This window comes from Pseudodesulfovibrio sp. 7M6 (assembly GCF_050058625.1).
In the GTDB taxonomy this organism is placed as follows: Bacteria; Desulfobacterota; Desulfovibrionia; order Desulfovibrionales; family Desulfovibrionaceae; genus Pseudodesulfovibrio; species Pseudodesulfovibrio salinus.
Genome location: NZ_CP188816.1, coordinates 811,304 through 835,286, shown reverse-complemented (window position 1 = coordinate 835,286; position 23,983 = coordinate 811,304). Strand labels below are relative to the sequence as shown.

Annotated in this window: 36 protein-coding genes, 1 other RNA gene and 1 pseudogene; 36 read left to right on the top strand and 2 right to left on the bottom strand. The window is 57.7% G+C overall.

Annotated elements, in window-relative coordinates:
- Positions 1-59 precede the first annotated feature (59 nt).
- Both ACI0FG_RS03890 and ACI0FG_RS03885 read left to right on the top strand, forming a co-directional pair.
- The gene (locus ACI0FG_RS03890) at positions 60-263 is read left to right on the top strand and encodes a helix-turn-helix domain-containing protein (RefSeq protein ID WP_419787251.1); all 204 of its coding nucleotides are present in this window, start codon (positions 60-62) and stop codon (positions 261-263) included.
- Between the two features lie 3 nt (positions 264-266).
- Positions 267-1,361 (top strand): integrase, encoded by a 1,095-nt coding sequence (locus tag ACI0FG_RS03885; protein ID WP_419787250.1) that lies wholly within the window; start codon positions 267-269, stop codon positions 1,359-1,361.
- A gap of 390 nt (positions 1,362-1,751) precedes the next feature.
- On the opposite strand, the gene ACI0FG_RS03880 is transcribed toward ACI0FG_RS03885, so the two are convergent.
- Together ACI0FG_RS03880 and ACI0FG_RS03875 are read right to left on the bottom strand one after the other, a co-directional pair.
- Positions 1,752-2,066 carry a hypothetical protein gene (locus tag ACI0FG_RS03880; protein ID WP_419788421.1) on the bottom strand — a complete coding sequence of 105 codons (315 nt, stop codon included), beginning with the start codon at positions 2,064-2,066 and terminating at the stop codon, positions 1,752-1,754.
- Positions 2,067-2,084: 18 nt separating this feature from the next.
- Positions 2,085-2,264: pseudogene (locus ACI0FG_RS03875) on the bottom strand (helix-turn-helix domain-containing protein); the annotation flags it as partial.
- A 281-nt stretch (positions 2,265-2,545) separates the two neighbouring features.
- Here ACI0FG_RS03875 and ACI0FG_RS03870 point away from each other — a divergent pair.
- The 34 genes from ACI0FG_RS03870 (at position 2,546) to ACI0FG_RS03705 (ending at position 23,974) form a co-directional block, all read left to right on the top strand.
- The gene (locus ACI0FG_RS03870) at positions 2,546-2,971 is read left to right on the top strand and encodes a hypothetical protein (protein WP_419787249.1); all 426 of its coding nucleotides are present in this window, start codon (positions 2,546-2,548) and stop codon (positions 2,969-2,971) included.
- Positions 2,972-3,248: 277 nt separating this feature from the next.
- Positions 3,249-5,348, top strand: a complete 2,100-nt coding sequence (locus tag ACI0FG_RS03865) for a DNA-binding protein (protein ID WP_419787248.1) — start codon at positions 3,249-3,251, stop codon at positions 5,346-5,348.
- 3 nt (positions 5,349-5,351) lie between these two features.
- Complete coding sequence (locus ACI0FG_RS03860) at positions 5,352-6,044, top strand: AAA family ATPase (RefSeq protein WP_419787247.1); 693 nt, start codon at positions 5,352-5,354, stop codon at positions 6,042-6,044.
- A 2-nt stretch (positions 6,045-6,046) separates the two neighbouring features.
- Positions 6,047-6,667, top strand: coding sequence for a hypothetical protein (locus tag ACI0FG_RS03855; RefSeq protein ID WP_419787246.1), 621 nt, complete (start codon positions 6,047-6,049; stop codon positions 6,665-6,667).
- Positions 6,664-6,870, top strand: coding sequence for a hypothetical protein (locus tag ACI0FG_RS03850; RefSeq protein WP_419787245.1), 207 nt, complete (start codon positions 6,664-6,666; stop codon positions 6,868-6,870). Before ACI0FG_RS03855 ends, ACI0FG_RS03850 begins: the two co-directional genes overlap by 4 nt.
- A 9-nt stretch (positions 6,871-6,879) precedes the next feature.
- The gene (locus tag ACI0FG_RS03845) at positions 6,880-7,491 is read left to right on the top strand and encodes a DUF3164 family protein (protein ID WP_419787244.1); all 612 of its coding nucleotides are present in this window, start codon (positions 6,880-6,882) and stop codon (positions 7,489-7,491) included.
- Positions 7,492-7,577: 86 nt separating this feature from the next.
- Positions 7,578-7,889 (top strand): hypothetical protein, encoded by a 312-nt coding sequence (locus ACI0FG_RS03840; RefSeq protein ID WP_419787243.1) that lies wholly within the window; start codon positions 7,578-7,580, stop codon positions 7,887-7,889.
- A 27-nt stretch (positions 7,890-7,916) separates the two neighbouring features.
- The gene (locus ACI0FG_RS03835) at positions 7,917-8,189 is read left to right on the top strand and encodes an HU family DNA-binding protein (protein WP_419787242.1); all 273 of its coding nucleotides are present in this window, start codon (positions 7,917-7,919) and stop codon (positions 8,187-8,189) included.
- Positions 8,189-8,257: hammerhead ribozyme type II (locus ACI0FG_RS03830), an RNA gene on the top strand. Before ACI0FG_RS03835 ends, ACI0FG_RS03830 begins: the two co-directional genes overlap by 1 nt.
- Before the next feature lie 9 nt (positions 8,258-8,266).
- A complete protein-coding gene (locus tag ACI0FG_RS03825; protein ID WP_419787241.1) occupies positions 8,267-8,950 on the top strand; it encodes a DUF2786 domain-containing protein in 684 nt (227 codons plus the stop codon).
- Between the two features lie 22 nt (positions 8,951-8,972).
- Positions 8,973-9,467, top strand: a complete 495-nt coding sequence (locus ACI0FG_RS03820) for a hypothetical protein (RefSeq protein ID WP_419787240.1) — start codon at positions 8,973-8,975, stop codon at positions 9,465-9,467.
- 2 nt (positions 9,468-9,469) lie between these two features.
- Complete coding sequence (locus tag ACI0FG_RS03815; RefSeq protein ID WP_419787239.1) at positions 9,470-9,949, top strand: RNA-binding protein; 480 nt, start codon at positions 9,470-9,472, stop codon at positions 9,947-9,949.
- Positions 9,950-9,979: 30 nt separating this feature from the next.
- Entirely contained in the window at positions 9,980-10,234 is a 255-nt protein-coding gene (locus ACI0FG_RS03810) for a hypothetical protein (protein ID WP_419787238.1), read from the top strand.
- A gap of 18 nt (positions 10,235-10,252) precedes the next feature.
- Entirely contained in the window at positions 10,253-10,672 is a 420-nt protein-coding gene (locus tag ACI0FG_RS03805) for an FmdB family zinc ribbon protein (RefSeq protein WP_419787237.1), read from the top strand.
- Positions 10,673-10,814: 142 nt separating this feature from the next.
- On the top strand, positions 10,815-11,285 hold the full coding sequence (locus tag ACI0FG_RS03800; protein WP_419787236.1) for a regulatory protein GemA: 471 nt from the start codon (positions 10,815-10,817) through the stop codon (positions 11,283-11,285).
- The gene (locus tag ACI0FG_RS03795; RefSeq protein WP_419787235.1) at positions 11,266-11,568 is read left to right on the top strand and encodes a hypothetical protein; all 303 of its coding nucleotides are present in this window, start codon (positions 11,266-11,268) and stop codon (positions 11,566-11,568) included. Before ACI0FG_RS03800 ends, ACI0FG_RS03795 begins: the two co-directional genes overlap by 20 nt.
- Before the next feature lie 17 nt (positions 11,569-11,585).
- Positions 11,586-12,023, top strand: a complete 438-nt coding sequence (locus ACI0FG_RS03790; protein ID WP_419787234.1) for a DNA-binding protein — start codon at positions 11,586-11,588, stop codon at positions 12,021-12,023.
- A gap of 10 nt (positions 12,024-12,033) precedes the next feature.
- Positions 12,034-12,981 carry a hypothetical protein gene (locus ACI0FG_RS03785; RefSeq protein ID WP_419787233.1) on the top strand — a complete coding sequence of 316 codons (948 nt, stop codon included), beginning with the start codon at positions 12,034-12,036 and terminating at the stop codon, positions 12,979-12,981.
- Positions 12,982-13,150: 169 nt separating this feature from the next.
- Positions 13,151-13,633, top strand: coding sequence for a DUF5675 family protein (locus tag ACI0FG_RS03780; protein ID WP_419787232.1), 483 nt, complete (start codon positions 13,151-13,153; stop codon positions 13,631-13,633).
- Positions 13,620-14,222: a hypothetical protein gene (locus ACI0FG_RS03775; protein ID WP_419787231.1), complete on the top strand. Its 603-nt coding sequence runs from the start codon at positions 13,620-13,622 to the stop codon at positions 14,220-14,222. Before ACI0FG_RS03780 ends, ACI0FG_RS03775 begins: the two co-directional genes overlap by 14 nt.
- A 6-nt stretch (positions 14,223-14,228) precedes the next feature.
- Positions 14,229-14,582: a DUF2730 family protein gene (locus ACI0FG_RS03770; protein WP_419787230.1), complete on the top strand. Its 354-nt coding sequence runs from the start codon at positions 14,229-14,231 to the stop codon at positions 14,580-14,582.
- Entirely contained in the window at positions 14,579-14,878 is a 300-nt protein-coding gene (locus ACI0FG_RS03765) for an ArsR family transcriptional regulator (protein ID WP_419787229.1), read from the top strand. The genes ACI0FG_RS03770 and ACI0FG_RS03765 overlap by 4 nt, the downstream gene beginning before the upstream one ends.
- 1 nt (position 14,879) lies before the next feature.
- The gene (locus ACI0FG_RS03760) at positions 14,880-15,467 is read left to right on the top strand and encodes a hypothetical protein (protein WP_419787228.1); all 588 of its coding nucleotides are present in this window, start codon (positions 14,880-14,882) and stop codon (positions 15,465-15,467) included.
- Between the two features lie 3 nt (positions 15,468-15,470).
- On the top strand, positions 15,471-16,961 hold the full coding sequence (locus ACI0FG_RS03755) for a hypothetical protein (protein WP_419787227.1): 1,491 nt from the start codon (positions 15,471-15,473) through the stop codon (positions 16,959-16,961).
- Positions 16,958-18,478, top strand: coding sequence for a DUF935 domain-containing protein (locus ACI0FG_RS03750; protein ID WP_419787226.1), 1,521 nt, complete (start codon positions 16,958-16,960; stop codon positions 18,476-18,478). The genes ACI0FG_RS03755 and ACI0FG_RS03750 overlap by 4 nt, the downstream gene beginning before the upstream one ends.
- Positions 18,471-18,680: a TraR/DksA C4-type zinc finger protein gene (locus ACI0FG_RS03745; protein ID WP_419787225.1), complete on the top strand. Its 210-nt coding sequence runs from the start codon at positions 18,471-18,473 to the stop codon at positions 18,678-18,680. Before ACI0FG_RS03750 ends, ACI0FG_RS03745 begins: the two co-directional genes overlap by 8 nt.
- Positions 18,664-19,941, top strand: a complete 1,278-nt coding sequence (locus tag ACI0FG_RS03740; RefSeq protein WP_419787224.1) for a phage minor head protein — start codon at positions 18,664-18,666, stop codon at positions 19,939-19,941. Before ACI0FG_RS03745 ends, ACI0FG_RS03740 begins: the two co-directional genes overlap by 17 nt.
- Before the next feature lie 117 nt (positions 19,942-20,058).
- On the top strand, positions 20,059-20,922 hold the full coding sequence (locus ACI0FG_RS03735) for a hypothetical protein (protein ID WP_419787223.1): 864 nt from the start codon (positions 20,059-20,061) through the stop codon (positions 20,920-20,922).
- A gap of 10 nt (positions 20,923-20,932) precedes the next feature.
- Positions 20,933-21,289 (top strand): hypothetical protein, encoded by a 357-nt coding sequence (locus ACI0FG_RS03730; RefSeq protein ID WP_419787222.1) that lies wholly within the window; start codon positions 20,933-20,935, stop codon positions 21,287-21,289.
- A gap of 12 nt (positions 21,290-21,301) precedes the next feature.
- On the top strand, positions 21,302-22,282 hold the full coding sequence (locus ACI0FG_RS03725; RefSeq protein ID WP_419787221.1) for a major capsid protein: 981 nt from the start codon (positions 21,302-21,304) through the stop codon (positions 22,280-22,282).
- A gap of 109 nt (positions 22,283-22,391) precedes the next feature.
- On the top strand, positions 22,392-22,814 hold the full coding sequence (locus ACI0FG_RS03720) for a DUF1320 domain-containing protein (RefSeq protein WP_419787220.1): 423 nt from the start codon (positions 22,392-22,394) through the stop codon (positions 22,812-22,814).
- The gene (locus tag ACI0FG_RS03715; RefSeq protein ID WP_419787219.1) at positions 22,814-23,260 is read left to right on the top strand and encodes a phage virion morphogenesis protein; all 447 of its coding nucleotides are present in this window, start codon (positions 22,814-22,816) and stop codon (positions 23,258-23,260) included. The genes ACI0FG_RS03720 and ACI0FG_RS03715 overlap by 1 nt, the downstream gene beginning before the upstream one ends.
- A complete protein-coding gene (locus ACI0FG_RS03710) occupies positions 23,257-23,796 on the top strand; it encodes a hypothetical protein (RefSeq protein WP_419787218.1) in 540 nt (179 codons plus the stop codon). The genes ACI0FG_RS03715 and ACI0FG_RS03710 overlap by 4 nt, the downstream gene beginning before the upstream one ends.
- Entirely contained in the window at positions 23,777-23,974 is a 198-nt protein-coding gene (locus ACI0FG_RS03705) for a hypothetical protein (RefSeq protein WP_419787217.1), read from the top strand. Before ACI0FG_RS03710 ends, ACI0FG_RS03705 begins: the two co-directional genes overlap by 20 nt.
- Positions 23,975-23,983 lie beyond the last annotated feature (9 nt).

Here is a 23,983-nt window from a genome sequence, read left to right as displayed (position 1 = left end):
GAAACGGGTACGCTACGGCGGTAGGAGGCTTTACGTTCCGTTCCTATGAGAACCACAAAATGACCGATGCACCGAAGCTTTTGACCATCAAGGAAGTCGCCTGCCTTTTGCGGGTCCACCGTGCGACCGTATCGCGCCTTATCGGGACTGGCGCCTTGGCCCATCTCGCGATAGGATCACGAAAGCTGGTTCTGGAAACAGACCTGCTGTCGTTCCTTGAAAATCGAAGAAGCTTGGCGGCGAACAGTCCGAAGGGAGAATAGCTTATGGCTACTGTCACCATCGCGACCCGTTCGCTGAAAAAGGGAAAAGCGTACGTCATTCACTTCAACAACCCGGAAACGGGCAGGAAGGAATACCACAAGACGCTAAGACGGAAAGACCTGGCCCAGGAAGAAGCCAACCGGCTTCGCACCCTGCTCGACAGTGGCAGATTGCCGACCAAGGAAACTCGGCAACCGAAGCAGCAGTCCCTGCCCACTTTTGGGCAAGCTGCCCTGCTGTGTCGGGACGAATGGGACCGAAAGCTCGGGGAAGGAAAGATATCCCAGGCGAGCCATGCCGGGTACGGCTACCTGCTGGCCCCGGTCCTGAAGGGATGGAAGCACACCCTGCTCCATGACCTCAAGGAGGAGACCATTCGAGATTACCGCATCGGCATCGCCGAACAGACCAAGGCGAAGCTTGTGGCCAAGGGCGAAAAAGGCAAGAACTGCAACGTGTTGGCGAACCGCCGATTGTTTGTCATCAAGCAAGTGTTCGCACAGGCCGCGAAGCAGGGTTTGATCGAAAAAGACATTGCGCGGGACATCCCATACTTGTCGGAGAAGGCCAGTGAGCGCAAGAAGGCCCAGAAGCCCCTCGAAATCGAGAAGCTGCTGGCAGCGGCTCATCAGCGCAGGGCGAAGCACTACTTGCCCCTGGCGATCCTGCTGGCGGTCGAGCACGGGTGCAGCACCCAGGAAGTCCTCAGCCTCAAGTGGGCCAATGTCGACCTTGCGGAAAACCACATCACGTTCCACCGCACCAAAAATGGGGTGACCCGAACCCACCGGATTATGCCCCGCACCCGCAAAGCACTCGAAGCTCGTTTGGAGCATGTGACCCGACACCGAGAAAAACGGGGCGTGGCGACCAAGGGCGATTTCGTGATCGGCAACATGGACGGCACCCCGTTCAGGTCCATCAAGGCCGCGTGGGAAGGGCTGTGCAAAGACCACGACTTCGACGACCTGCACTTCCACGATCACCGCCACACCTATTGCACGAACATGCTGAAAGCAGGCTGCACGCTCAAGGAGACCAACGTCATGATCGGGCACAAGACCCTGCGCATGACGGACCGGTACAGCCCACCTTGAAGGCGTGCTGGAAGACGGCCCGCAGGACCGTCTGGCCGCCCGCTACGCCATGACCGGCACGGACGGCACTATAGGGGGACAGACAAGGTGAGAAGCAAGGGAGTGCCGGGGAAACGTGAGACTATTGTGGGACTTTTGTAGGACTGGCGTGGGCTGGTGAGCTTTTTGCGGTGGGATTGCACGGGATTCACTGAGTTGAGAAGAAAAATCGGATTTTCAAATTTTCGGACAGACAAAATGAGAAAGGGTTAGCACCAAAGTGTTAACCCTTTCTCTTTTTTCATAGCTTACCTTTCGACAACATATAGATTGCAAACATTGTGGGTCGGTGGCAATCTGTATCATATTGTAATTTTTAATCGAATAGCCGAATCAGGCGTCCCTTCCGTCTTAAGCTACATCTTTGGTGGCCTCAGGTGGCGTTGAATCTTCCGGCGCGGCTCTGGCCTGGAGTCGTTCATAATATTCCTTCGCCATGTTCCGGGCTGTATCCAGTTCGCCTTCAAGTCTGACGTTTTTGACGTTCAGTTCGCCGATTTTGACCTTTAGTTCACCGTTTTCCTTCCATAACTTTCGATTCTCTACAACTAGGTCTCGGTTTGCTTCACGCTCTCTGCTTAATTCTGTCTCTATTCCCGTGCAAGGGCCTAGCGGTGCGGTTGCGTTCGTCTCCTGCGTGTGATTTGACGCCTCTCCGAGTTTCATTGGTCCATCACCTAGCAGCAGCCAAGCTGTTGAAATTCCAAATAAAGAGCAAACCCTACTAAGAACATCAGCTGGGGGACAGCTCCGCCCTTTTTCGTACGCTCGTAACGTATTGGGGTTAACCTCAATTTGATTCGCAAAATCAGATTGAGACAAGCTCCCTCTCACTAATTTTATACGATTTGCAAAGTTAGACATGCTGCAAAAGTTCCATATTTTAAGTCTTGCACAAACTATTGCGCGTTAAGCCCAATCTAATAGTTTGTATTTATTGTATAAAATACAAATCGCAAAAAAATAAACTTTTGCGTCAAAATTTGTTGACGAACCGTAAAATTTTAGTGCAAAACATAGTCGTGGGCAGTCAATAACAGCATCACTTAACACTAACACTGTAATTGACTGCTTGCAGGGGGTCAACATCCGGCCCCGCATCCGTATCGGACAGAAACTTGAACACGAACGGACAAGAGCGACACATGCGGCAGTTATCCCTTTTTGACGATCCCAGCGCCGAGCTGACCATGCTCATGGTCAAGGTCAAAAGCGCCATGAACCAAAGCGCCGCTAGGTGCGGGTTGTCTCGTGATGAAATCGCCGACCGTATGAACGAGATTGCCGCCAAGTCGGGCGTCGGCCTGACCCGTGGAAACGCCAAGAACATCAAGACCGCGACCATTGAAAAATGGCTGAACCCATCAAATAGGGACCACCAGCCGTCTTTGGTAGCGGTCAACGTATTTTGCATGGCCGTGAAGAATGTTGCTCCTCTGGCTGCCATGCTCGGTCTGCATGGATGTGGGGTCATGACCCCCGAGGACAAAAAACTGCGCGATTATGCCGAGGCACTGATTGCAGAGCGTGATGCCCGGAAACGCAAGAAACAGTTGGAGATGGAACTATGAATCGATGCGCTGCAATGGGCGCTGGCCGCAATCGGCGGCCCTGGCTAATCAGGGAATTTCTTGACGGCCTGGGAAAGACCCAGGCGGACGTAGCTAGGGAACTAGATAAGAATCCGGCAATCGTTAACAGAACGATTCGCGGGTCCGTCAACAATCGGGATGTGCTTGGTTATTTACGGGAACTGGGGTGCCCCGAAGAGCATCTAAGTCTGCCGAACGACATGAAGGAAAAAAAGGAAGCCTAGCAAGGCGCGCGATCACCGACAAGGTAGCTAAAATGAAAGATGCATACACCACGAAAGAGCTTGCACAGTTGCTGCAAATTGACGTGAGCACTATCTCGCGTCGATCCAAGCGTGAGTCTTGGAAGTCCAGGACCCGCCAAGGACGTGGCGGCGGCAAGGAGTGGATTGTATCCAGTCTCCCCGAAGGCATTCGCGCCGAAATCACTCTGCATGAGGCACAATCTTCTACTCCGGCTTTGCCAGCGGACAATGTCGTGATTCCTGACTGGGCGCACCAAGTAGGCATGGCCCGTTTTCGGCTGGTCAGCGAATGGCGGCAATTCGTCGGAAAGAGCAAGTCCACCAAGGGACGAGCGACCGAGGCCTTCCTCCTGGGAATCAACGCCGGGCAAATGCTCACCAAGGAGCATGAAATCCTTGGCGACGTATCGGACAAGACGCTCTACCGCTGGGACAAAAAACTGCGCGACAACGCCGAGGATTACCGCGTGTTGTGCGACCGACGCGGCAAGTGGTCAAAGGGCGGCAAGAAGGGCCTCGGACAACTCGGCTTAGAGTTCGAGAAGGTGTTTCTGGGCTGCTGGCTGACGCCTAACAGGCCGAGCATTGCCCTAGCCTTTGAGACGATGGAAGGCATCTACAAGCGGACCGGCCAGCGTGTGCCGAGCTACCGCTCCGTGGTTCGATTCGCCAGACGTTTTGATGAAGACCATCATGATTTGGTTGTCCTCAAGCGCGAAGGAGAGAAAGCCCTCAAAGACTCTGTCGGGCCGTACATCGCCCGTAACGACAAGCTCTTGTCCGTTGGTGACGTCCTCTTTTGTGACGGCAAGGTTCTCAACTTTCAGTGCATTCACCCGACGACGGGCAAGCCTTTCCGTCCGACCCTGATTTGCTGGTACGACTGGCGCTCCCGTATGCCGGTCGGCTGGGAGATCATGCCCTCTGAAAACACCATCGCCATCAGCTCCGCGCTGCATATGGCAATAGGCTCTCTCGCCCAGTACCCGCGATGCGTTTACATCGACAACGGCAAGGCCTTCCGCGCCAAATATTTCAGCCACGTTGACGCTGATTTTGAGGAGTTCAACGGTCTCTATGCGCGGCTTGGCATCGCAGTGCAGTACAGCCGCCCGTATGAAGCCCGGACCAAAATCGTTGAACGCTTTTTCCGCACCTTTGACTCTCAGTGCGAACGCCTTTTGCCGAGCTATGTAGGCAACTGCATAGACAACAAGCCCGCCTGGATGAAGCGAAACGAGAAATACCACGATGCGGCCCATAACGAATGGGTGCCCACCCTGCGCGAAGCCTCTGAAATCTTCCGACTGTACGTTTGGTGGTACGGCCAACAGGCGCATGACGAGCTTGGCGGGCAGCGCCCCTTGGATGTGCTGCAAGCGGGCTTGGGTGACGGGGTAGACCTGACCGAACTGGACCGTCATTTCCTCTTTAGGCAGCGCATCCACCCGAAGCGATGCGGGTTTGTAATCGGCAACGTCCGGTTCGAGTCTGACGCGCTGTACGGCCTGAACAAGCCGCTTATGGCGATGTACCGGTGGTCCGACATGTCCGAAGTGTACCTGCATACCCTCGAAGGGGAACGGATCGGCACGGCGCGGCCCATGGAAGCCCTGAATCCGCTCGCCCGCATGTTCGGCGATGAGCTGGACCTCATCAAGGTGCAGGAAGCCAACAAGCGCCAGCGCCAGCTCAAGTCCGCCACCATGAAGGTGGTCAAAGCCTTTGACGCCGAGATCGGTGAAAGCGGGCTCAAGTCTCTCCCCTGGATGCAGCAGCAGGAAAGCGTGCCCCTCAAAGCCGTCCCCAAGCCCAAGACCGTCCAGGTCGAACCCGCCATGGACGACGCGGAAAAAGAGCGCCTGGAAGCACTCCAGGCCAAGGTCCGGCAACTTGCCACGCCCACTTTGGAAATCCCTGAATTTTTCGCCTCGGAACTGGAAAAGTATGAGTGGTGCTTTGAGCAGGCCGTCAAGCAGGGCCATGCCATCCCCGAGGAATATCAATCTTTCATGACCGCCTACGAGGCCTCCAAGGAATACGAGACAGCCACGGGCGCACGGTTTGAGCAACTGAGGAAATTCTACCAGCAACAGACCATAGCGAGGTAAACCATGCGGCGAGACATCTTTATCGAAACAGGCAACGTGGCGAAGCTGCGCAAGTCCCTAAGCGCCCTGAGCGACACGGAACAAGGGCGTCCCGGCATCGGCGTTGTCCAGGGCGAAGCCGGACGCGGCAAGACCATGGCGGCAAAAGAGTGGCACGCCATGAACGGCGGCATCTTTCTCCGCGTGATGGAGGGTTGGAGCCAGTTTAGCTTTTTGCAGGCCCTGACCTACAAAATTTGCGGCGAACGGCCCAACAATACCAACCGATGCCGCACCCGCATCATGGATTCCTTGGCCAAAACACCGCAGCCCATAATCGTGGACGAGGCCGACCGGCTCCTGATGCCCCGGATCGAAGACTTGCGGGATGTCCACGACATGACGGGCTGCCCCGTGATCCTGATCGGTGAGGAAGGCTTTTACCCGAGGCTCCACGCCCGCAAGCGCGTCCACTCTCGTGTGGTGGACGTGGTGAACTTCGACCCCATCACGCCCGACGATGTAATGCTTTTCGCCGCCCAGGCTGCCGCCCTGGAGGTGACGCCGGAGGCCTGCCACAAGCTGGCGGCACTGGCGAAGGGCAGCTTCCGTGTGGTGTATGGCTATATTCTGCACCTCGAAGACTACGCCAAGGCCCAAGCCACCAACACCATCGACGCAAAAGCCATTGAGGCTCTGCGTATCGGGAGGGCGTAGACATGTTGTCACCCGACATGGACAAATTGCGCGGCGTTGTCATTGGACTGAGCGAAGGCGGCAAGAAAGAGATTAACAACGCCCTCGTCTTCCAGGCGCTGGGGTTGGAAACAGAGCCGGAAAAGGCCCGTGTACGCCGCCAGCTCGACGGCATGACCCGGCAGAACGAACTGAGCCGCCTCAAGCCGGGGCACTACACATACAATCCCAAGGCACCCCAGCGGCGCGGAGAGGGCTATGTCCGCATGTGGCGTGGCATCCGCTCCTCCGCAGGTTCTTTTGGCATCGCCGAGATTGCAGCCGTGTCGCATGTAGATACCTCTTCGGTCAGCAAGTACCTCAAGCACCTGCTTTCCATTGGTTTAGTCCGCCGCAACGGTAAAAACGGGATGAACCTTCTCTACAGCACGACGCCTTCTGGCCGGGATCAGCGCGAAACGCCGTACCCTCCTGTCGCTGTGCGCGATCCCTTTGCAAACGAACGGGCTGCCATGTCCCGGCTTGCCCGAGTGTTTTTTGAGAAAGACCTGTACGCCGACGCGGCCCGTAAGACCGTGATCAAGGAATGCAGGGCTATCCTTAATCGTTTTGACACCCAAGCAGAGAAAGGAGGCTCCAAATGAGCGAGACAGCGAGAACCAACAACGACAACGGCTGGAACCCCAACGGCGCGATCAGCGGCGACATCATGAACTGCGCGGCCCGTATGCGCATCCTAGCTGACAAGCTTACCGGCGAGGACCGCGTTGAAGCGAACAACATCGCTTCCGCCGTGGCCGACGGGGCCATGCGCGTCAACGGCCTGGAACACACTGCCCTTAGGTAGGGGGAACAGATGGAAAACAAGACTGAAAACGGCTTTTGGAAAGACGCGAAGGGCAACCTCGTGGCCCCCGAAAACGTCCGGGAATCCGACAAACTCGCGGACGCCCTCGTGCGGGAAATGTACGCCGACGCGAAGCGGATTAACTCCGACATCGTCAACTTCAAACAGACCGCTACCGACAATGTACGTACCCATTTCGCCATTGTGGCCGAAAAGTACGGCGTCAAGCTGCGGGGAAAGAAGGGCAACCGCATTATGACCTCCTATGATGGCTCCATCAAGGTCACGCTCAACATTCAGGATCGGATCAAATTCGGCGAGGAGCTGGCCGCTGCCGAGCAGCTCATCAACGAGTGCATGGATGAATGGACGCACGACGCCAACCCGAACCTGCGCACCATCATTGAAAAGGCCTTTCAGGCCGACGCGGACGGCAAAATCAGCGTTTACCGCGTCCTCGACCTGCTCCGCCTGGAAATCGACGACGACCGCTGGCGCACGGCCATGACGGCCATCAAGGACAGCATCCGAGTTATCGACAGCAAGGAGTATGTACGCATCTATGAACGGCAGAAAAACGGCGACTACAAGCAATTGTCGCTCAACGCGGCCACGGCATAGGGGGAGGAATGAAGACGGTCTACCTCATTATTCTCCTCATGGCTTTCGCTGGTGGCTTCTCCTACTTTTGGAAAGGCTTTCACGAAATGATCAGCGATAGCTGCGGCTGCATGCGGTACACCTACGATGTCGTGGTGTGGCGGCATTACGAGGACGAGTTCGTAAGGCATCAACTGGTGATCCGCAACACCATGAACACCGCCACTGAACAGTTGATTGGAATTTACCTTACCGAGACTCACCCAGAGTACGTCCCCTTCTCCATCATTTCCATCACCTACGTCGAGAAACACTCCGTCATGCTGCGGACCTTTTGCAAGTGGCTCTATCGCGCCTGCACGAGGTCTGCGGACGATGCCGTGAAGGAATGGAAGCAGAATAACGGCATGGCCGTATAACCACTATCAAACATAGGAGAAACATCCATGACCAAGAGCGAACTCATTGAAAAGGTGGCCCAGGAAACCGACCTGTCCAAAGCCCATACCGAGCGGGTCCTTGAATCCTTTTTGGAAAACATCCAGGCCGATCTTGCCAGCGGCAACAAGGTCACGCTTCGGGGCTTCGGCACCTTTGTGGCGGAAGAGCGCAAGGCCCGTCCTGGCCGGAACCCGCGCACCGGAGCCGAGGTCACGATCCCGGCCAAGACGGTGGTCAAGTTCAAGCCCGGCAACGTCCTGAAGGACGCCGTTGCATAGTGCGAAACCGCCCCGCATGAGGGGCGGTCGTGGGGGCGTGGTGGCCCCTGCCTGACGAGCAGCCAAAGGGAAAGACGATGAACCACAAAGATATCATCACACGAATTCAGAAATTACTGAGCTTGTCCACTTCCGACAATGAGCATGAAGCAGCGGCAGCCGCCGCAAAAGTACAGGCCCTCTTGTCCAAGTACAATCTGGAAATGTCGGACATCCCAGGACAAAATCATCAGGCTCAAACGGCAGAAAAGGCGAAGACAAAGACCCGGCAAAGGCTCGAACAATGGGCCTTCAACTTAGCCCAGGCCACGGCTCACGCTTTTGATTGTGACTACTTCCATTCGTCGAGTGGCTACACGATTTTTGTCGGCGTTGGCGCGGACCAAGAGGTATGCGCCTGGACGTATCAGTACCTCTACAAAACTTTGTTGCGCATGGGGTCCACCTACTTGAGAGAAAAACAACGCAGACTGCGGTCAAACCGATCAAAGAGTATTGCCCGTTCCTCCTACTTAAAAGGTCTGGTTTTCACCATCAGCCAACGCCTCGAACGCCAGAAGGCCGATACCCCCATTACTGAATCCTCGCTTGTCCCATTGAAGGCAAGCGCCATTGAGGCCGCTATGCCGGACAATCTGAAAACCAGAAAATTCAAAGGACCAAAAATGCGGGAAAATGACTTTATGAATGGGATGCTGGACGGTCGTTTCATCCCTATTTCCTCCCCTTTGAATGGTTCGGGACCTCTTAATCTCAAATAATTTTTTTGGAAGGAAGACTACCATGCCCAGCCTGAAAGCTCCGCTCCGAATCCCGGCCACCAAGGGTATAAAAGCATGGCCTTTGCTTTGCGTTTTTCCTGGTGACCATCGGGAAACATGGCGCAACTATGGGGGAAGTAAGAATAATTTTCGTCTGCAAATCGGCAATTCATTTTACAGCCGTCCTAACGAGCGCCGAAGCTTTCTGTCCGCGTCAGAGCTGGGGCGCATCCTGGCCGAAATGATCGCCAAGGCATGTGGTGTTCCCTTGGGCGACACCCCAAACGGGACGGTTACACTCAACCTCTATATGCCGCAGGGCGCAAAAGTCTGGGTTTTCGAACGCGGCAATCTGCCCAAGGCTGAAATCGTCTCTACCACCCCTTTTCAACGCGACGGCGAGTGGCTTGTCGGATTGGGCTATTCCCGACGGACGGTGCCGTTGAAAATGGTCAAACCTCGGACAGAATCCCTAGCGGAATGCACCATTGACCAGGAAGATATGGAGGAAAATTAATAATGCCCATACCGCGAATCGCTATATCAATCCGTCAGCCTTGGGCGGCGCTCGTCGTCCTCGGCCTCAAGGATATTGAAAACAGAACATGGAAGATTCCACAGCGCCGGATCGGCTGGCGCGTCCTGATCCATGCCGGAAAGGAGATTGATGCCAATGCCCTGAGCCACGCCCGGCAGCCGCTCAACCAAGCTGCCGCCGATCTGGCAACGGCCAAAGGCATAGCCCCCGAAACATACTGGCGGCTTGCAAGGCGCTGGCCCCAAGCCTTTGAGCTTGGTGCCATTGTCGGCAGCGTAGTCCTTTTGGGGTGTACCGAAGGTAGTATTTCCCCTTGGGCCAATCAGACGCCCGGCATCCGGCATTGGCGTCTTGTTTCCGCACTCCCCTTGGACAAGGTACGGCCATGCGCTGGTGCACTTGGTTTTTTTGACCCGAATAAACCGCCCCGGTTCGCAGAACGCCAAGGGGCGTTGGTCTAATCATCAGCAGAACCACGATACGAAGGAGATATGATGAAAATTCTGTGGAGTACCCCAAACAAAGATAAGTCGGATTATTACGGCGAAACCTATTCTGTTCCACTCGTTGCCTATAATCAGAAGGGGGAAGTTTTACCCTACATGGTGCGCTGGCATTTCAATTTAAAGGGCTGGGTAATTGCCACCCTTCCTGATGGTCCGAACCCCAGCGACTACCCCGAAGTTAACGAGGAAGTAGATACCTGGATGGACCCGCAGTTTCATTTTCACGTCAATCGCTACTAATCCGCAAGAGGTACACCAATGCAAAAGAATGAAATTACCGGCGAAGCCATCTACTGGTGGAACGAACTGACTGAAAAGGCCCAAGAAAGCGGATTCACCCTCGCCGTCAAGGAAACAAGATTCCACATCGTTGACGCTGACGGGAATGTGGTCCGTATCGCATTCGACTTGGGCGAAGCAGACGCTTGGCTTGACGGTTATAACTCCCATAAACATGGCCTTGCTTCCGACAAAACAGATGAACTTGTCGAGGCTCTTTACGAACGCAACATGGACAACTGGCGTTGCGCCGAATGCGGTCATTGGTTCGATCCCGATGAATCGGCCGGAGAAGACGGCGACCTCTGCCCCAAGTGTGGCTCGCATTTGATTAGCGAGGCACACGACTATTGTGAAAAGCTGGTGGAATCATTCGATCCCACCTATTCCGTCAACTAATAGGGAACAAACAGATGCGCAGCAATATCTACGCGTTAATCGGCAATATCTATTAGCAACATGAGTGATCACTACCGATGCAAAATCTGCGGGGCGTCCTGGCTCTTGGACCCGCCGTGTCACTGCAATGATGGGAGCTATCATGCAAAAAAACAGCAGTTGGAGAAACGCACTGCTCGCGAAAATTCACATAGCGAAAAAGCAGATGCCGAACATGGACGACGACCTGTACCGGGACAAGCTGAATGAGCTGTACGGCAAGGACTCCGCTGGCAAATTGACGATTCGTGAGCTGACCGACTTCGTTAATTTTCTGGAGAAGAAGGGGGCTGAATTCCCGCACAAGGGGAGCCGCTTCCGGCAGCCCCGGCAGGACTTTTATGAAATCCCGGATGGCACTCCCTACGCCGAACAGAAGCGGCGGATCGCGGCCATGTGGCGGGCGCTGGAATGGAAAATGTCCGGCCTCGACATTCGCTGCAAGACCCAGTTCCGCGTGGAAAAATTTCTCTGGCTCAATGACCAGAGCGACTTGCAGGTGTTGGCCAAGGACTTGATCGGGCGGTGCCACAGGAAAGGGATAGACCCCGACGATGCACAGCCTGCGCAGTGAAATTGAGGCGCGTTTCGGGTCGGTGCACAGGTTCTGCCGCCTGCATCCGGCCCTATCCCGCACAACGGTATATCAAGTGCTCTCGGGGAGCTACGGCGGCGACGCGGAGCTGCAAATGCAGCGCATACAGGACGCTATAAACGGTACGAGCCGCGAAAAGCGCATAATGGCGACGATCAAGGCCACGGCCTGTGCCCGGTGCAGCGTCACCGGCGAATGCAACAGGTGTGACGACCTGTTCATCGCCCAGGCAAAAGCGGTTTTGAATCTCATCTCAAGTTGACTGTCACGGAGGTGGATATGACGTCACAGCATTTAAAGGAGTTTGCGGACTTGTTCGGCAAGGGCTTCCGACCATACCAGGGCGAAATTATGCCGTTCGTATATGAGGAGCTGGGATGTAGAGACCCGAAAAAAGCGTACTGGGTCTGCAAGTGGCCGATCCTCTATTGTTTCGGATGCCGCGAGCGGTGCACACCCCGAACCCCGCAGGGCTTTCAGCTCATGCTGCCCGAGGCTTCGGCAATCCAGGCAAACGGCCCGTTCTCCATAACCCCGGCGGAAATGCTCGCGTCAAAGTCCTTTCTCCGTGCCGATGAAGCCGCCTACTGCCTCAGCGTCAGCCCCCGCAAGGTGTACGCCATGGCCTCGGAAGGCAAACTTATCACCCATATAGACAAACCCTTTCGAGTTACCGTAGAAAGCGTTAAAGACGAAATGAATCGCATTGATTTGTAAGGAGGTTTTCATGACTGTTCTCTTGTCCCTGCTGTTGCTCATTGCCCTTGTCGGGATAGTCCTCGGCCTGATCAAGCCGGGGCTGGCGCTGCCGTTCCTGGCTCCGGAAAAACGCACTAGGACCAAGGCGTTCAGCCTGTATGCCGCGCTGCTCGTGTTTGGCGTTTTTGCACTGCCCGCCGTCGCGCCCAAAGACGACGCCGATGTGTACATCGCGCAGCTTAAAAAGGAGGGCAAGCAGGCAGAAAAAGAAACGGTAAATAAGAATGAAAGCAAATCTATGATTGAGCCTGTAAAATTGTCCGTTAACTATAAGTTACGTCCAGATTTTCGTGTGAATGTATCGGTTACTACCAATTTACCCAACGACACGTACCTATTGCTAACAGTTAGCGACCGGGATGTCCCTGCCGGATTTATGGGACAAGCCAGTGGAATTATCAAAAACGGATCAGCCTCGTTTGTTCCCGTAGGGCCGCTCCCCAATGGGAATTACATTGCAGAAGTTCTGGTTCCTGTCCCAAGCGCCCAACCTAAAACGGTTCAAGCCGTCATTGGTCCTCAGGGGGAGCATTTGACAGGCGTGCTTGTGGAGAAAGGAGATTTCGGAAAGACAGTTGAACAAGATATCTTTTTTGCAGTAGAAGGGAGTACTCCTTCTCCTGCTATCATTGTAAAGTCACTAAAAAAAGATTTTACAAAAGAATATAATGCATTGCTTGCATTCAAAGACGACCATAATTTTTGGCGATATGGATTTGGGCAAGGTGGGAAATATTACGACTGGCTCAAAAGGGTTCAGTCTTATGACAAGCAGTACCCTTCTCAAATTGAACTTAAAACAGGCCTGATGTTTGCCAACCTGTCGATTCTAGGCAGAACCTACATTCGGACAGAAGGGCACGAGACTCAATATACTCAAACGATGCGCAAAGAAATTGAGAAGGCCCTTCGATAAATTTTATCTTTTTACCCCCTCCTCTGCAAAGGCACCCGAAAACGGGTGCCTTTTTGTTTGCACTGTGCGCGTGGATTCCTGCACCGGATACGCCTGCCCGATATTATCTCCCTGTTTTCGCCAAACATAACGGCGGGGCCACGCCAGCCCGGCCCAACAGGGAGATACCATGCACAAGAAAAGCGTCACCATCGTTCGAGTCGATCAAGGACTCGACGGCACGTTCGGCAGGATGTTCCTGCCCGGCGGTACGGATCGCGTCAGCGCAGAGCCGCCGTGGAAAGACAACCGGCTGAATGCGTCCTGCATTCCGCCCGGCATCTACGAGTGTGAAATCAACGAATCCCCGCATTTCGGGCTTTGCCCCGAAGTCCTGAACGTTCCGGACCGCACCCACGTCCGCATGCACGCCGGTAACTGGGCCGGGGACGTAGAGCAAGGCCGCCGGTCCGATTCCAAGGCCTGCATCCTCCCCGGCCAGCGTTTCGCCGTCTTGCAAAATCAACAGGCCGTGTCCGGCTCTCGCGCCGCCCTGGCCGAACTCATGAACACCGTATGCGACGGCAATCCGCGTCCCGGCGTTCGGTTCGACCTCGAAATCATCGACGCTACCGGCGAGGCCGGAAAGGGGTGGAACGATGGGACTCGGTAGCATCCTGACCGGCGCTCTCAAGTTTATCCCCGGTATCGGCCAGATCGTCACCGCCGTGGATGGCGTGGCTAGCTTTGCCGGTGCCATAGGCGGCGAAACCGGCAAAAAGATTCAAGAAGGTGTGTCTATGATCACGGACGGGCTGAAGGAAGCCGAAGCCCAGCCGTTGACCGGTGAACAGCAACTCGCGCTCAAGGAGGCCGGTCTCGCCACCACCGTCAAGCTCCGCGAATTCGACCTGAAGGACGTCGAAGGGGGCCGCAAGCTCGCCAAGGCGGAGATCGCCTCCAGCGACGAATACGTGCGGCGTACCCGCCCCCAGCTTTTGCGCTGGTACGGCAAGGGCACCTTCCTGCTCATCTTCTCGTGCGTGGCCGTGGCCTTTGTCTCCGCCTTCTCCTCGTCCGTCAGCAAGGACGAAGCCGCGTTCATCATCGACGTGCTCAAGTGGGCGCTGCCCACCGTCTCCGGCACGTTCCTCATGATGTACCGCGCCTATACCGGACGGCGCACCCAGGAGAAGCTGGGCGAGATGGGCATTCAGCCGGAAACGGCCATGGATAAGGCGCTCAAGCTGCTGCGGAGGTAGGGAGACGTGGACCTTCATGCCCTCGACCTCATCCTGCGCATTCTTCAGGTCGTTTTCCTCCCCATTGTCGGCTTGCTGATCAAGCTGATTCTTGATCAGCGCAAAAGCCAAAAAGAGGAACAAAAGGCCAATGCCAAGGACCACACCGACTTTGAAAAGCGTCTGTCCGCAGCCGAAGCCTGCCTGAAATCGGCCCCTACGGAAGAAGCCATCCACGACCTCGCCCTGACCATTGAAAAATTCGGCGGCAGCCTACGCGTTGCCGTCGAGAAGATTGAGGGCGTGGACCGCCTCGTGACCCGCCTGGAACGCATCGTCACACGCCACGAAGATTACATGCTCAACGGAGGAAAATCATGAGCTACGGAAACGTCGTGGCCGAGCACCTGCGCATTACCATCCTGCGCCTGCTGGCCGAACAGCCCGACTACACCCTGAACGACAGCATGATCCGCGACATGGTGCCGGAATACGGTTTTCGCCCGTCGCGGGACGTGATCCGCACCCAGCTCGCATGGCTGGACGAACAAGGCCTCCTGAGCGTGACCCTTACCGGGGAATGCCGTGTGGCCCACCTGACCGAACGGGGCGAGGAAGTCGCCAAGGGCTACGCCACCGTCCCCGGCGTCAAGCGTCCCTCTCCCGGAGGCGAATAGCGTGGATAAAACAGGCCGCGAATACCCGCCCGAAGCCGTGTGGGAGGCGCAGGAGTTGTACTGCGTTGCCCGTCTGACCTTTGAAAAGGTCGCGGAGGAAACCGGTGTGGCCATGTCCACGCTCAAGCGCTGGTCCGCCACCTACGACTGGCGCGGCAAGCGGGAAAAGCTCGCCCAGGCCGAAGCCGACCTCGCCGCCGACACCATCCTGGCCCGGTCCGTGATGCTGAAGAAGCTGATCAAGAGCCAGAACGCCCAGGACGGTTTTGCGGTTTCCGCGCTCGAAGGCCTCGCCATGAAGCAGGCCGAAGCGGCACGCGCTCATGAGCTTCTGGGCGCGGCCAAGCAGCACGAGCTGCGCCCGATCCGCACCAAGGAAGAGGCCGTGGCCGCGCTTGAAGAGGCAATTGAACTCAAGCTCAACAAGCTGCTTCAAAGCCCGGAAGGCACGGACTTCAAGGCCATTCAAGACGTGCAGAAGGCCATGGAGCTGGTGGCTGAACTCAAGGGAGCCTTGGGCAAGAAACAGGACGACGGACGAGGCGTACAAGGCCGCAACATCGAAGCCATGCTGGATGCGATGAGGTAGGCAATGGGAATTCGTCTGCTCAAATACCAGCACGAACTGCGGACCGCTCTCAAGCTCTCGTCCGTGGTCGTCGTCGAAAAATCACGACGCACCGGCTACTCGTGGGGCGCAAGCTGGGTGGCTGCCGAGTACGCGGCCAAGGCCAAGTCAGAAGGTGGCATGAACGTCTATTACATGGGCTACAATCTGGACATGGCCCGTGAGTTTATCGAGTACGTTGGTGAAGCCGGTAAAACGCTGAACCTCGGGGCCTCCGCCATAGGCGAAACGCTCTGGCAGGACGCCGGAGACCCGGATAACCAAATCCAGGCTTTTCGCGTCACCTTCCGCCATGGCCGCGTCACGGCGCTGCCTTCCCGCCCCCGGTCGCTTCGCGGCATGCAGGGCCTTGTCATTCTCGACGAGGCCGCATTCCACGACGACCTTGACGAGCTTCTCAAGGCCGCGCTGGCCCTGACCATCTGGGGCGGCAAGGTCCTCATCATTTCCACCCACGACGGCGAGGACAACGCCTTCAACCAGCTTATTCAGGACTGCCGGGCGGGCCGCAAGCCCTACACCATGCTCCGGTGCGACTTTGACCGCGCCATTGCGGAGGGGCTTTACAAGCGCGTTTGCGAGCGTACCGGCAAGGAGTGGAGCAAGGAGGCCGAAACCGCGTGGCGTGATGAAATTATCAAATTCTACGGCGACGGCGCGGACGAGGAACTGTTTTGCATCCCTTCGAAGTCCGGCGGTTCCTACCTTGTTCGCACGGTCATTGAGGCCTGCATGGACCCGGCCATACCCGTTGTCCGGTGGGAACCTCCCGCCCCCGATTTCGTGGATTGGAGTGATGACCAGCGACACCGCGAAATGCGGGATTGGCTGGAGGGCAACCTCAAGCCCGTCATGGCCTACTTGCCCAATCAACGGAGCTGGTTCGGCGAGGACTTTGGTCGCTCCCTCGACCTGTCCGATATCTGGCCCTTGCAGGATGCGCCGGGCGCGACATACCGCACGCCGTTTTTGCTGGAGCTGTTCGATTGTCCGTTTTCCCAACAGGAGCAGGCCCTTTTCTACGCGGTCCACCGCCTGCCCATGTTTTCCGGCGGCGCACTGGATAAGGGCGGCAACGGTGCCTATCTCGCCGAGCGTGCACGGCAGGAATTCGGACCGGACATCATTGAGGAAATTCACTTTTCCGAAAGCTGGAATCTGGAAAACTGGCCGCCCGCCAAGGCCGCGTTGGAAGACCGTACCTCCATCATCCCCCAAAACGACAACGTCCTTGACGACCTTCGCGCCGTGACGGTCGTCAAGGGCGTTCCCAAAATCCCGCGTGACGCCCGAACCAAGGACCGCAAGGGCACGGGGAAACGCCACGGGGACTCCGCCATTGCCTATGTCCTGGCAATGTATGCCGCCCGTAAATTCGATGCGGCCTTTACCGAGTGGGACTTCTGCACCGGCGGCGCACCCGTCGCCAATGGAATCATGAGAGGATACCGATGATTTTAGATCACAAAGGCAACCCCATCGACTTGGGGGAAAGCCGTGCCGACCTGACCACCGAATTTGCTACCCGGCTCGCCGCAGGAGCGGACGTAGGCACGTTTCTCGGCAAGCTGCCGGACCCCGACCCGGTCTTGCGCAAGCGCGGCGAGTACGCCGATGTTCTGGATGACCTGACCGCCGACGATCAGGTGTGCATGGCGATGCAGAACCGCAAGCTGCGCGTGCTGAACAAGCAGGACTACGACTTCTCGCCGGGGCAGGCAAAGGGCAAGGACGTCTCCGCCGACGCGGCCCGGCTTTGTGAGGAGCTAGTATCCGACCTTGAGGCGATCAACCTGCGCGACGTGTTCAGCTCGATGCTGGACGCGCCGTTTTTCGGGATGACCGTTCTGGAACTCATGTGGGAGCCGCACGGCGGCAGGCTCAAGCTGGTCGACATCGTCGCCAAGCCCCGAAAGTGGTTCGGCTTTGACGACGACAACCGCGCCGTCTTTTGCGGAGAAACGCATACCTACGACGCGCCGTTGCCTGCGGGCAAATTCGTCTTGGTACGGCACTTCCCGACCTTCGAGAACCCCTACGGCCTGCGGCTCCTTTCCCGCTGTCTCTGGCCCGTGGCCTTCAAGCGCGGGGGCATCGAATTCCTGACCCGCTTTTGCGAAAAGTTCGGTCAGCCGTGGGTGCTGGCCTACGCACCTCACAACGCAGACCGCGCCAGCCGTCTCTCCATGGCCGGGGACCTCGCCGCCATGGTGCAGGATGCCGTGGCCGTGCTGCCGAACGGGGCCAAGGTGGAACTCGCCGCCGTGTCCGGCAAGGCTGGCGACCTGCATGAAGGCTATCTGCGGCGCTGGGACAAATCCATTTCCAAGGTCCTCATGGGCCAGACGCTGACCAGTGAAATGGACGGCCAGGGAAGCCGGGCAGCCAGCGATACGCACTATGCGGTTTCGGGGGATATGGCCGATGCCGACCAGTTCCTTGTTGTCAGCGCCATGAACGAGATTGCGCTTACCTTCCGCAATGTGAATGCACCGGCAGGCGTCATTGCTCCCGTCTTCGGCTACCAAGAGCCGGAGGACTTCGACGCCCAGGCCAATCTGGATAAAAAGCTGCACAGCGTGGGCGTTCGCTTCAAGAAAAGCCATTTTGAACGGCATTACGGCATGGCCGAGGACGAGTTCGACCTTGTCGATGACAACCAAGCCGAAGCCGAGGCGCCAGCCGATCATTCCGCATTTATCGAATTCGCCAGCGCCCGGGACGCCCAGGACATCATCGACACCGCCCTGGCCGAGATCATGCCGCAGGCGGTCAAGGCGAACGCCAAGCTTGTCACCCAAATTGAGAAGATCGTGCAGAGCGCCGAGACGTTCGAGGACATGCAGATCATGCTGGCGGAGCTGCTGGGGCAAGAAGCCGAGCAAGACGAGCTGGCCGAGCTGGCGGGCCGCATCATGCTCAACGCCCAGGCCTTCGGGACCATGGCGGCGCAGGAGGAAGGCAATGCCTGACGAGTGCGACATGGCCCAGGATATGGAGGCGACGTACCGGCGCATGGCCCTGCAAAACGCCGGGTGCGCCGTTACCGCGCGGGAGTCACGGCCTTTCTGTGAGGAGTGCGGCGAGCCGATCCCGGCCCCGCGTCGCCGGGCCGTCCCCGGTGTGAGACTGTGTGTGGATTGTCAGGAGGAAGCCGATGCCCGTGACCGTTGAGCCGCTCGCCCCGGCGGAAGCCGTCAAATACTGGCACGGCAAGGCCCCGGTCTCCGCCAAGGAGTTCGAGGTCCTGGACGCCGCCGCCCGCTCCCGCGCCTTCGCCGTTTCCGGCCTCGCCAAGATAGATCAGGTCGGCAGCGTGCAGACGGCCATCGCCAAGGCCCTGGAGAATGGCGAAACCCTGCGGGACTTCAAGGGCCGCATCGGCGATATCATTGAGCAACAGGGCTGGACCGGCAACCGGGCGTGGCGCGTCGAAAACATCTTTCGCACCAACATGCAATCCGCGTACATGGCGGGCCGCTACCAGCAAATGACGCGTGTTTCCAAGTCCCGTCCCTACTGGCAGCTCGTGGCTGTTCACGACCGGCGCACGCGGCAAACCCACCTTGCGGTGGACGGCCTCGTCTTCCCGCACGACCACCCGTTTTGGGACACTTGGTATCCGCCCAACGGCTTTGCCTGCCGGTGCGTGGTGATCACGCTCTCGGAGCGCCAGGTTAAGGCGCGGGGCCTGAAGGTGCAGACCGAGATGCCGGACCGCGTGCGCTTGGTGGACCCGGAAACGGGCATGGAGTCCTTTGTGACGCCCATCCCGGACAAGGGGTGGGCCTCCAACGTCGGCAAGGATTGGTTGACCGGCCTGTCCCCGTCCGAGCTGGACGGAGTGAAGGACCGGGCGTTTCCCACACTGTGCCGCCGGGGCGATTTCGCGGACGAGTCCTGCAAGCTGCCCATTTCGGACATCGACCCCAGACATATCCACGTCGTGAAGGAAAGCGACCTGCTGCCCAAGACCGGTCTCGCGATTGAGGATTACGTCCGCGCCTTCCTCGGCGAGTTCGGCATCAGCGACATCAACGCCAGCAAGGTTGTCAATATCCACGGCTTCCCGGTGACGGTCAGCAAGTGGCTGTTCACCGAAAAGGCCACCGGCGAGTGGAAAAAAACATGGACGGACAAGCGCCCGTACATGCGGCTGTTGGCGAGGGCGATCAAAGACCCATACGAGGTGTGGTGGCGGCCCGTGGACCATGCGGCGACCGGCAAGATGTATTTCACCCTGCGCATGATCCGGCTTTTCCGCATGCCCTCGTCCAAGGAGGTCTGCGGCTTCAGCTCGTTTTCGCTGTTCGGGCGGAACTGGACGGGAGCAACGGCGTTCGCCCCGAGGGCGGACCGTAGCCAGAAGGTCATCTATGAGCAGGCGGAAAAGGAACGGGCGGGAATACTGATCTATCGTGAATTGCTCAAGTAGTCCGGTCCTTGAGCCAGCTCCGTACAGTTATGATCCCTGACCCCGGCGGGACTGATACGGACGCCGACAGCGTTCACGATATACCCGATTGTTAAATCCAAGATGGAGGAATGTCAAATGAGCAGCAAGTGGATCAACATCTTCAGAACCGGCACGCACACGGACAGTTCGGGCCGCAAGCGGACATGGACTGATGCCGATCTTGAAAAGATCGTCAGCAATTTCGGGGAGCGCACCGAGGACCCGCCCATTGTCTTCGGCCATCCCAAGGACAGCGACCCGGCACAGGGTTGGCTTATGGCGGTCCGCAAATCCGGCGAATTTTTGCAGGCACAGTTCGCACGCCTTTCGGACAAAGCCAAGCAAGGCGTGAAGAATAAGGCCTACAAGTACGTCAGCCTCAGCCTGACGCCCGCCCTCAAAATCCGCCACCTAGGCCTGCTCGGCGCAGTCCCCCCGGCGGTCAAGGAATTGGGGGAGGTCGAATTTCAGGAAGCGGACGGCATGACCGTTTTTATCAATTTCAACGAATCGGTCCCGGAGGATGTGCCGGGCGATCCGAAACCGGAGGAACCCAGCATGACGGAAGCGGAAATGAAGGCGAAACTCGAAGCCCAGGAAGAGGAACTCGCCAAGGAAAAAGCGGCTCGCGAAAAGGCCGAGGGAGACCTCAAGGCCAAGGACGAGGAAGCCCGGCAGAAAGAGGCGGCGCAGCGTTCTGCCGATCACGCTGCCAAGGTGGACAAGCTCATTGAAGACGGCAAGCTGCTGCCTGCCGACAAGACAAAGGTTCTCGCGTTCTGCGAGGCCCTGGACGGTGGCGAGGAGATGAGCTTCAGCGAAGGCGAAGGCAAGAAACCCCTGGCCGACCATTTTTTGAGCTTCATGGCCGAAGGCAAGGGCAACGGCCTGCTGCATGAATTCAAGGCCCCGTCCGGCCACGACGACGCCGTAACCGAAGACCTCACCCAGTACGTCTAAGGAGACAACAATGCCCATCAAAGGAAACATCGGCACCATCAGTGCCGGGGGCGACCGCGCCCACACCGACCATCACCCGGCCATTACCGGCTCCCGCGAGGTCAAGGCTGACAACGGTGTTTATCCTATCGGCCTCATCGTCAAAGAGGACGAGAACGCGGAACTGGTCCCGTACACCGGCGAGGCCGACACCGGCACGCCCGTGGCCGTCATCGACGAGCCCTGCGACACCGCCTCCGAGACCTCGGCCTTTACCCTGGAGCACGGCACGGTCCGCTCGTCCCTGCTCAAGATCGGCGCGGACGGCGACTCGGCCACCGCCGCCGATATCAAGAAACTCGCAAGCTGCGGCATCTACGCCGTCTAAGGAGCAACACGAATGTTTACCCAGCTCAAAGGGCTTTTCTCTCCGCAGGCCGTAGCCCTGCACCTCAAGGGACTGCCCAAACTCAAGACGTCAGTTATGGACAACTGCTTTCCCGGACGCCCTCAGAATCCGTTCGCTGTAGTGGGCATAAGCGATGTGTTGGAGATCGTCGGCACGGCTCCGGTGGTCCGGCGCGGTGGCCTGTCCACTCCGGTCGGCTCCGGCACCGTCTCGGCAAGCATGATTGAGCCGCTGCCGGTCAAGCCGTCCTTGGATATCACCGGGCAAGACCTCAACAATCTGCGCATGATCCTGGCCGACAAGGCCAGCCTTGATGCCTGGACTCGCGGTACCATTGACTATCTGCGCACCACCTGCCGTCAGACCACCGAAGGCATCGCGGCTACGGCCTTGACCGGCACCATCTCCTGGCCAGTCAAAATGGACGGAGGATGGGACACCTACGAGGTCGAGTTCGGTACCCCGCTTCGTGCTAATCCCGACAAGCTGTATACGGCGGAAGGCGCGAGTATGAAGGACGTCATGCGGCATCTTTCGGACATGGAGACTGCCATTCAAGAAGGCGGCTACGGTGGCGACATTGAGTTTTTGGCGGGCAAGGAGGCCTTCCTCGCCCTGTGGGCTTTGGCCGAAAACTTCCAATCCACGGCTAAAATCCGCGTGTCCGTAGAGGGCGACGCCATTAATATCGGCACCTATAAGGTGCGGAAAATGTCGGAACGATACATCAACCCCAAGACCGGCCAGCCCGTTCCCAAAATCCCGGACGGTGAGATTGTGGGCTACGCAAAAGACGCTCCCGCCAAGGTCATATACTGCGCCCTGGATGACGTGGATGCAAAGCTTCAGCCCTATCCATTTTTCCCCAAGCCCGTGAAGCTCGTTGAAGGCAACGGCTATCGCATCATCGGCCAGAGCAAGCCGCTCCCTTGCCGCTCTCCGAAGTCCATCTGTTGGGGAAAAGTGGCTTAACTTCCATATTTGCGCCCTGCCGCGTTTTGATGCGCGGCGGGGTGCATTATGCGTGGGGAACCCCTCGGACTAGTCTAATACTAGTCCAAAACGCGAAGGAGAGGCATCTGTGTACTGTGAAAGAACCGATTTGACCGAATACGTGCTGGAGGCCTACCTGACCGCCGCCGAAGAGCAGACGCCCGGAATCGTCGATAAGACCATTCGGAACGTCTCCGGCGAAATCGACGACGCACTTCGCGCCCGTTTCGAGCTGCCCCTCGTCACCGTTCCCAGCACCCTCAAACGCATAGCTGCCGTCATCGTATCCTATCGGGTGGTCGGCGGCATAACGTCGCTCATGACCAGCGAGGGCGGCAGCAACAATGACTGGATACCGCTCCAGACCCAGTACAAACAGTCGGTCAAGGATTTGGAGGCCGTCCGCGCCGCCCACCTCGACATCGGCCTGAAGGAGCTGGGCGAGGAATCCAAGACCGAGGACCTGATCGTCAAGACGCGCAAACCGGCAATCGATATGCGGGGCTGGTAATGGGCGGTACAAGTTTCAAGTTGGACTGGGGCGGTCTGGATAAAGTGCTCGGTTCCGCCGTCTCCAAGGCCGGGCAAAGCAAGGCCGCAATGGAGGAGATAGGTGAAATGCTGACTTCTTCCACCGTGGAACGGTTTGACTCTTCCACGGGACCGGACGGCGAGGCGTGGCCCATCTCCCAACGGGCTGAGAAGGAAGGCGGCAAGACGCTTGTCGATACAGGACGCCTGCGCGGTTCCATCGGCTACGAGGCCAGCCCCGACCAAGTGGTGGTCGGCAGCAACCTTGTCTATTCGCGCATCCACCAACTAGGCGGCGAGGCCGGGCGAGGCCATTCCTTGAAGCTCCCACCCCGTCCCTATCTAGGTATCTCCCAGGGCGACATAAAAGAGGCCCGCGCCATCCTTGCCGACCACCTTGCACGCATCCTCGGAGGCGGCAAGTGAGACAGATAGCCACCGCCATTATAACGGCAGCCGCCGTTGCCGCCGGACTGCCCGAAAGCGCCGTCATGATCGAACCCGAAAAGGACGGCATCACTCTGCCGAAAAAGCGCGTCGAAATCTCCTACCTTGCGGAGCAGTACACTCGCACGGGCCGCCCTTTGCGCAAGCGTCCCACCACGGGAAAGGAGAAGACGCATCGCACCCTGACTCGTGAAAGACACGCCATCCGCCTGCCGGTTCGGGCCGCGATCCGCGCGGACGACGAAGCGTGGCTCAAAGAATTTTCCAGCCGTTTCGAGGCCGCGCTGCCCAAGCGCACGACCGACGAAGACGGCAATGCCGTGGCCGTGTCGGTGGAGAAAGCCGAGTACGGCGGTTTTACGACCAAGACCGTGGAAGTGTTCAAGAAACGGTCGAAAACATACCATGTCACCTTTACCGGCAGGACCACAACCGAAAACGAGATCCCGCTCATCACGAGCGTGACTATTACCCCTAAATACAGGGAGGCAAGCAATGAGCAAGAACAAGACTGAGGCAACGCCTGTGTTCCCCGTTGAGACGCTGGCAAAAGGCGTGGGAATTACCGCGTGGGAACTCGCCGCGCTTCGCGTGGGCATGAACTGGGCGGAAGGAAAGGCGGTCTCCAAGACCGAATTCGACAACGCCCTGAACCGGCTGCGTACCCGTCCGCAGGGCGGCGGCACGCTGTAGGGGGAATCC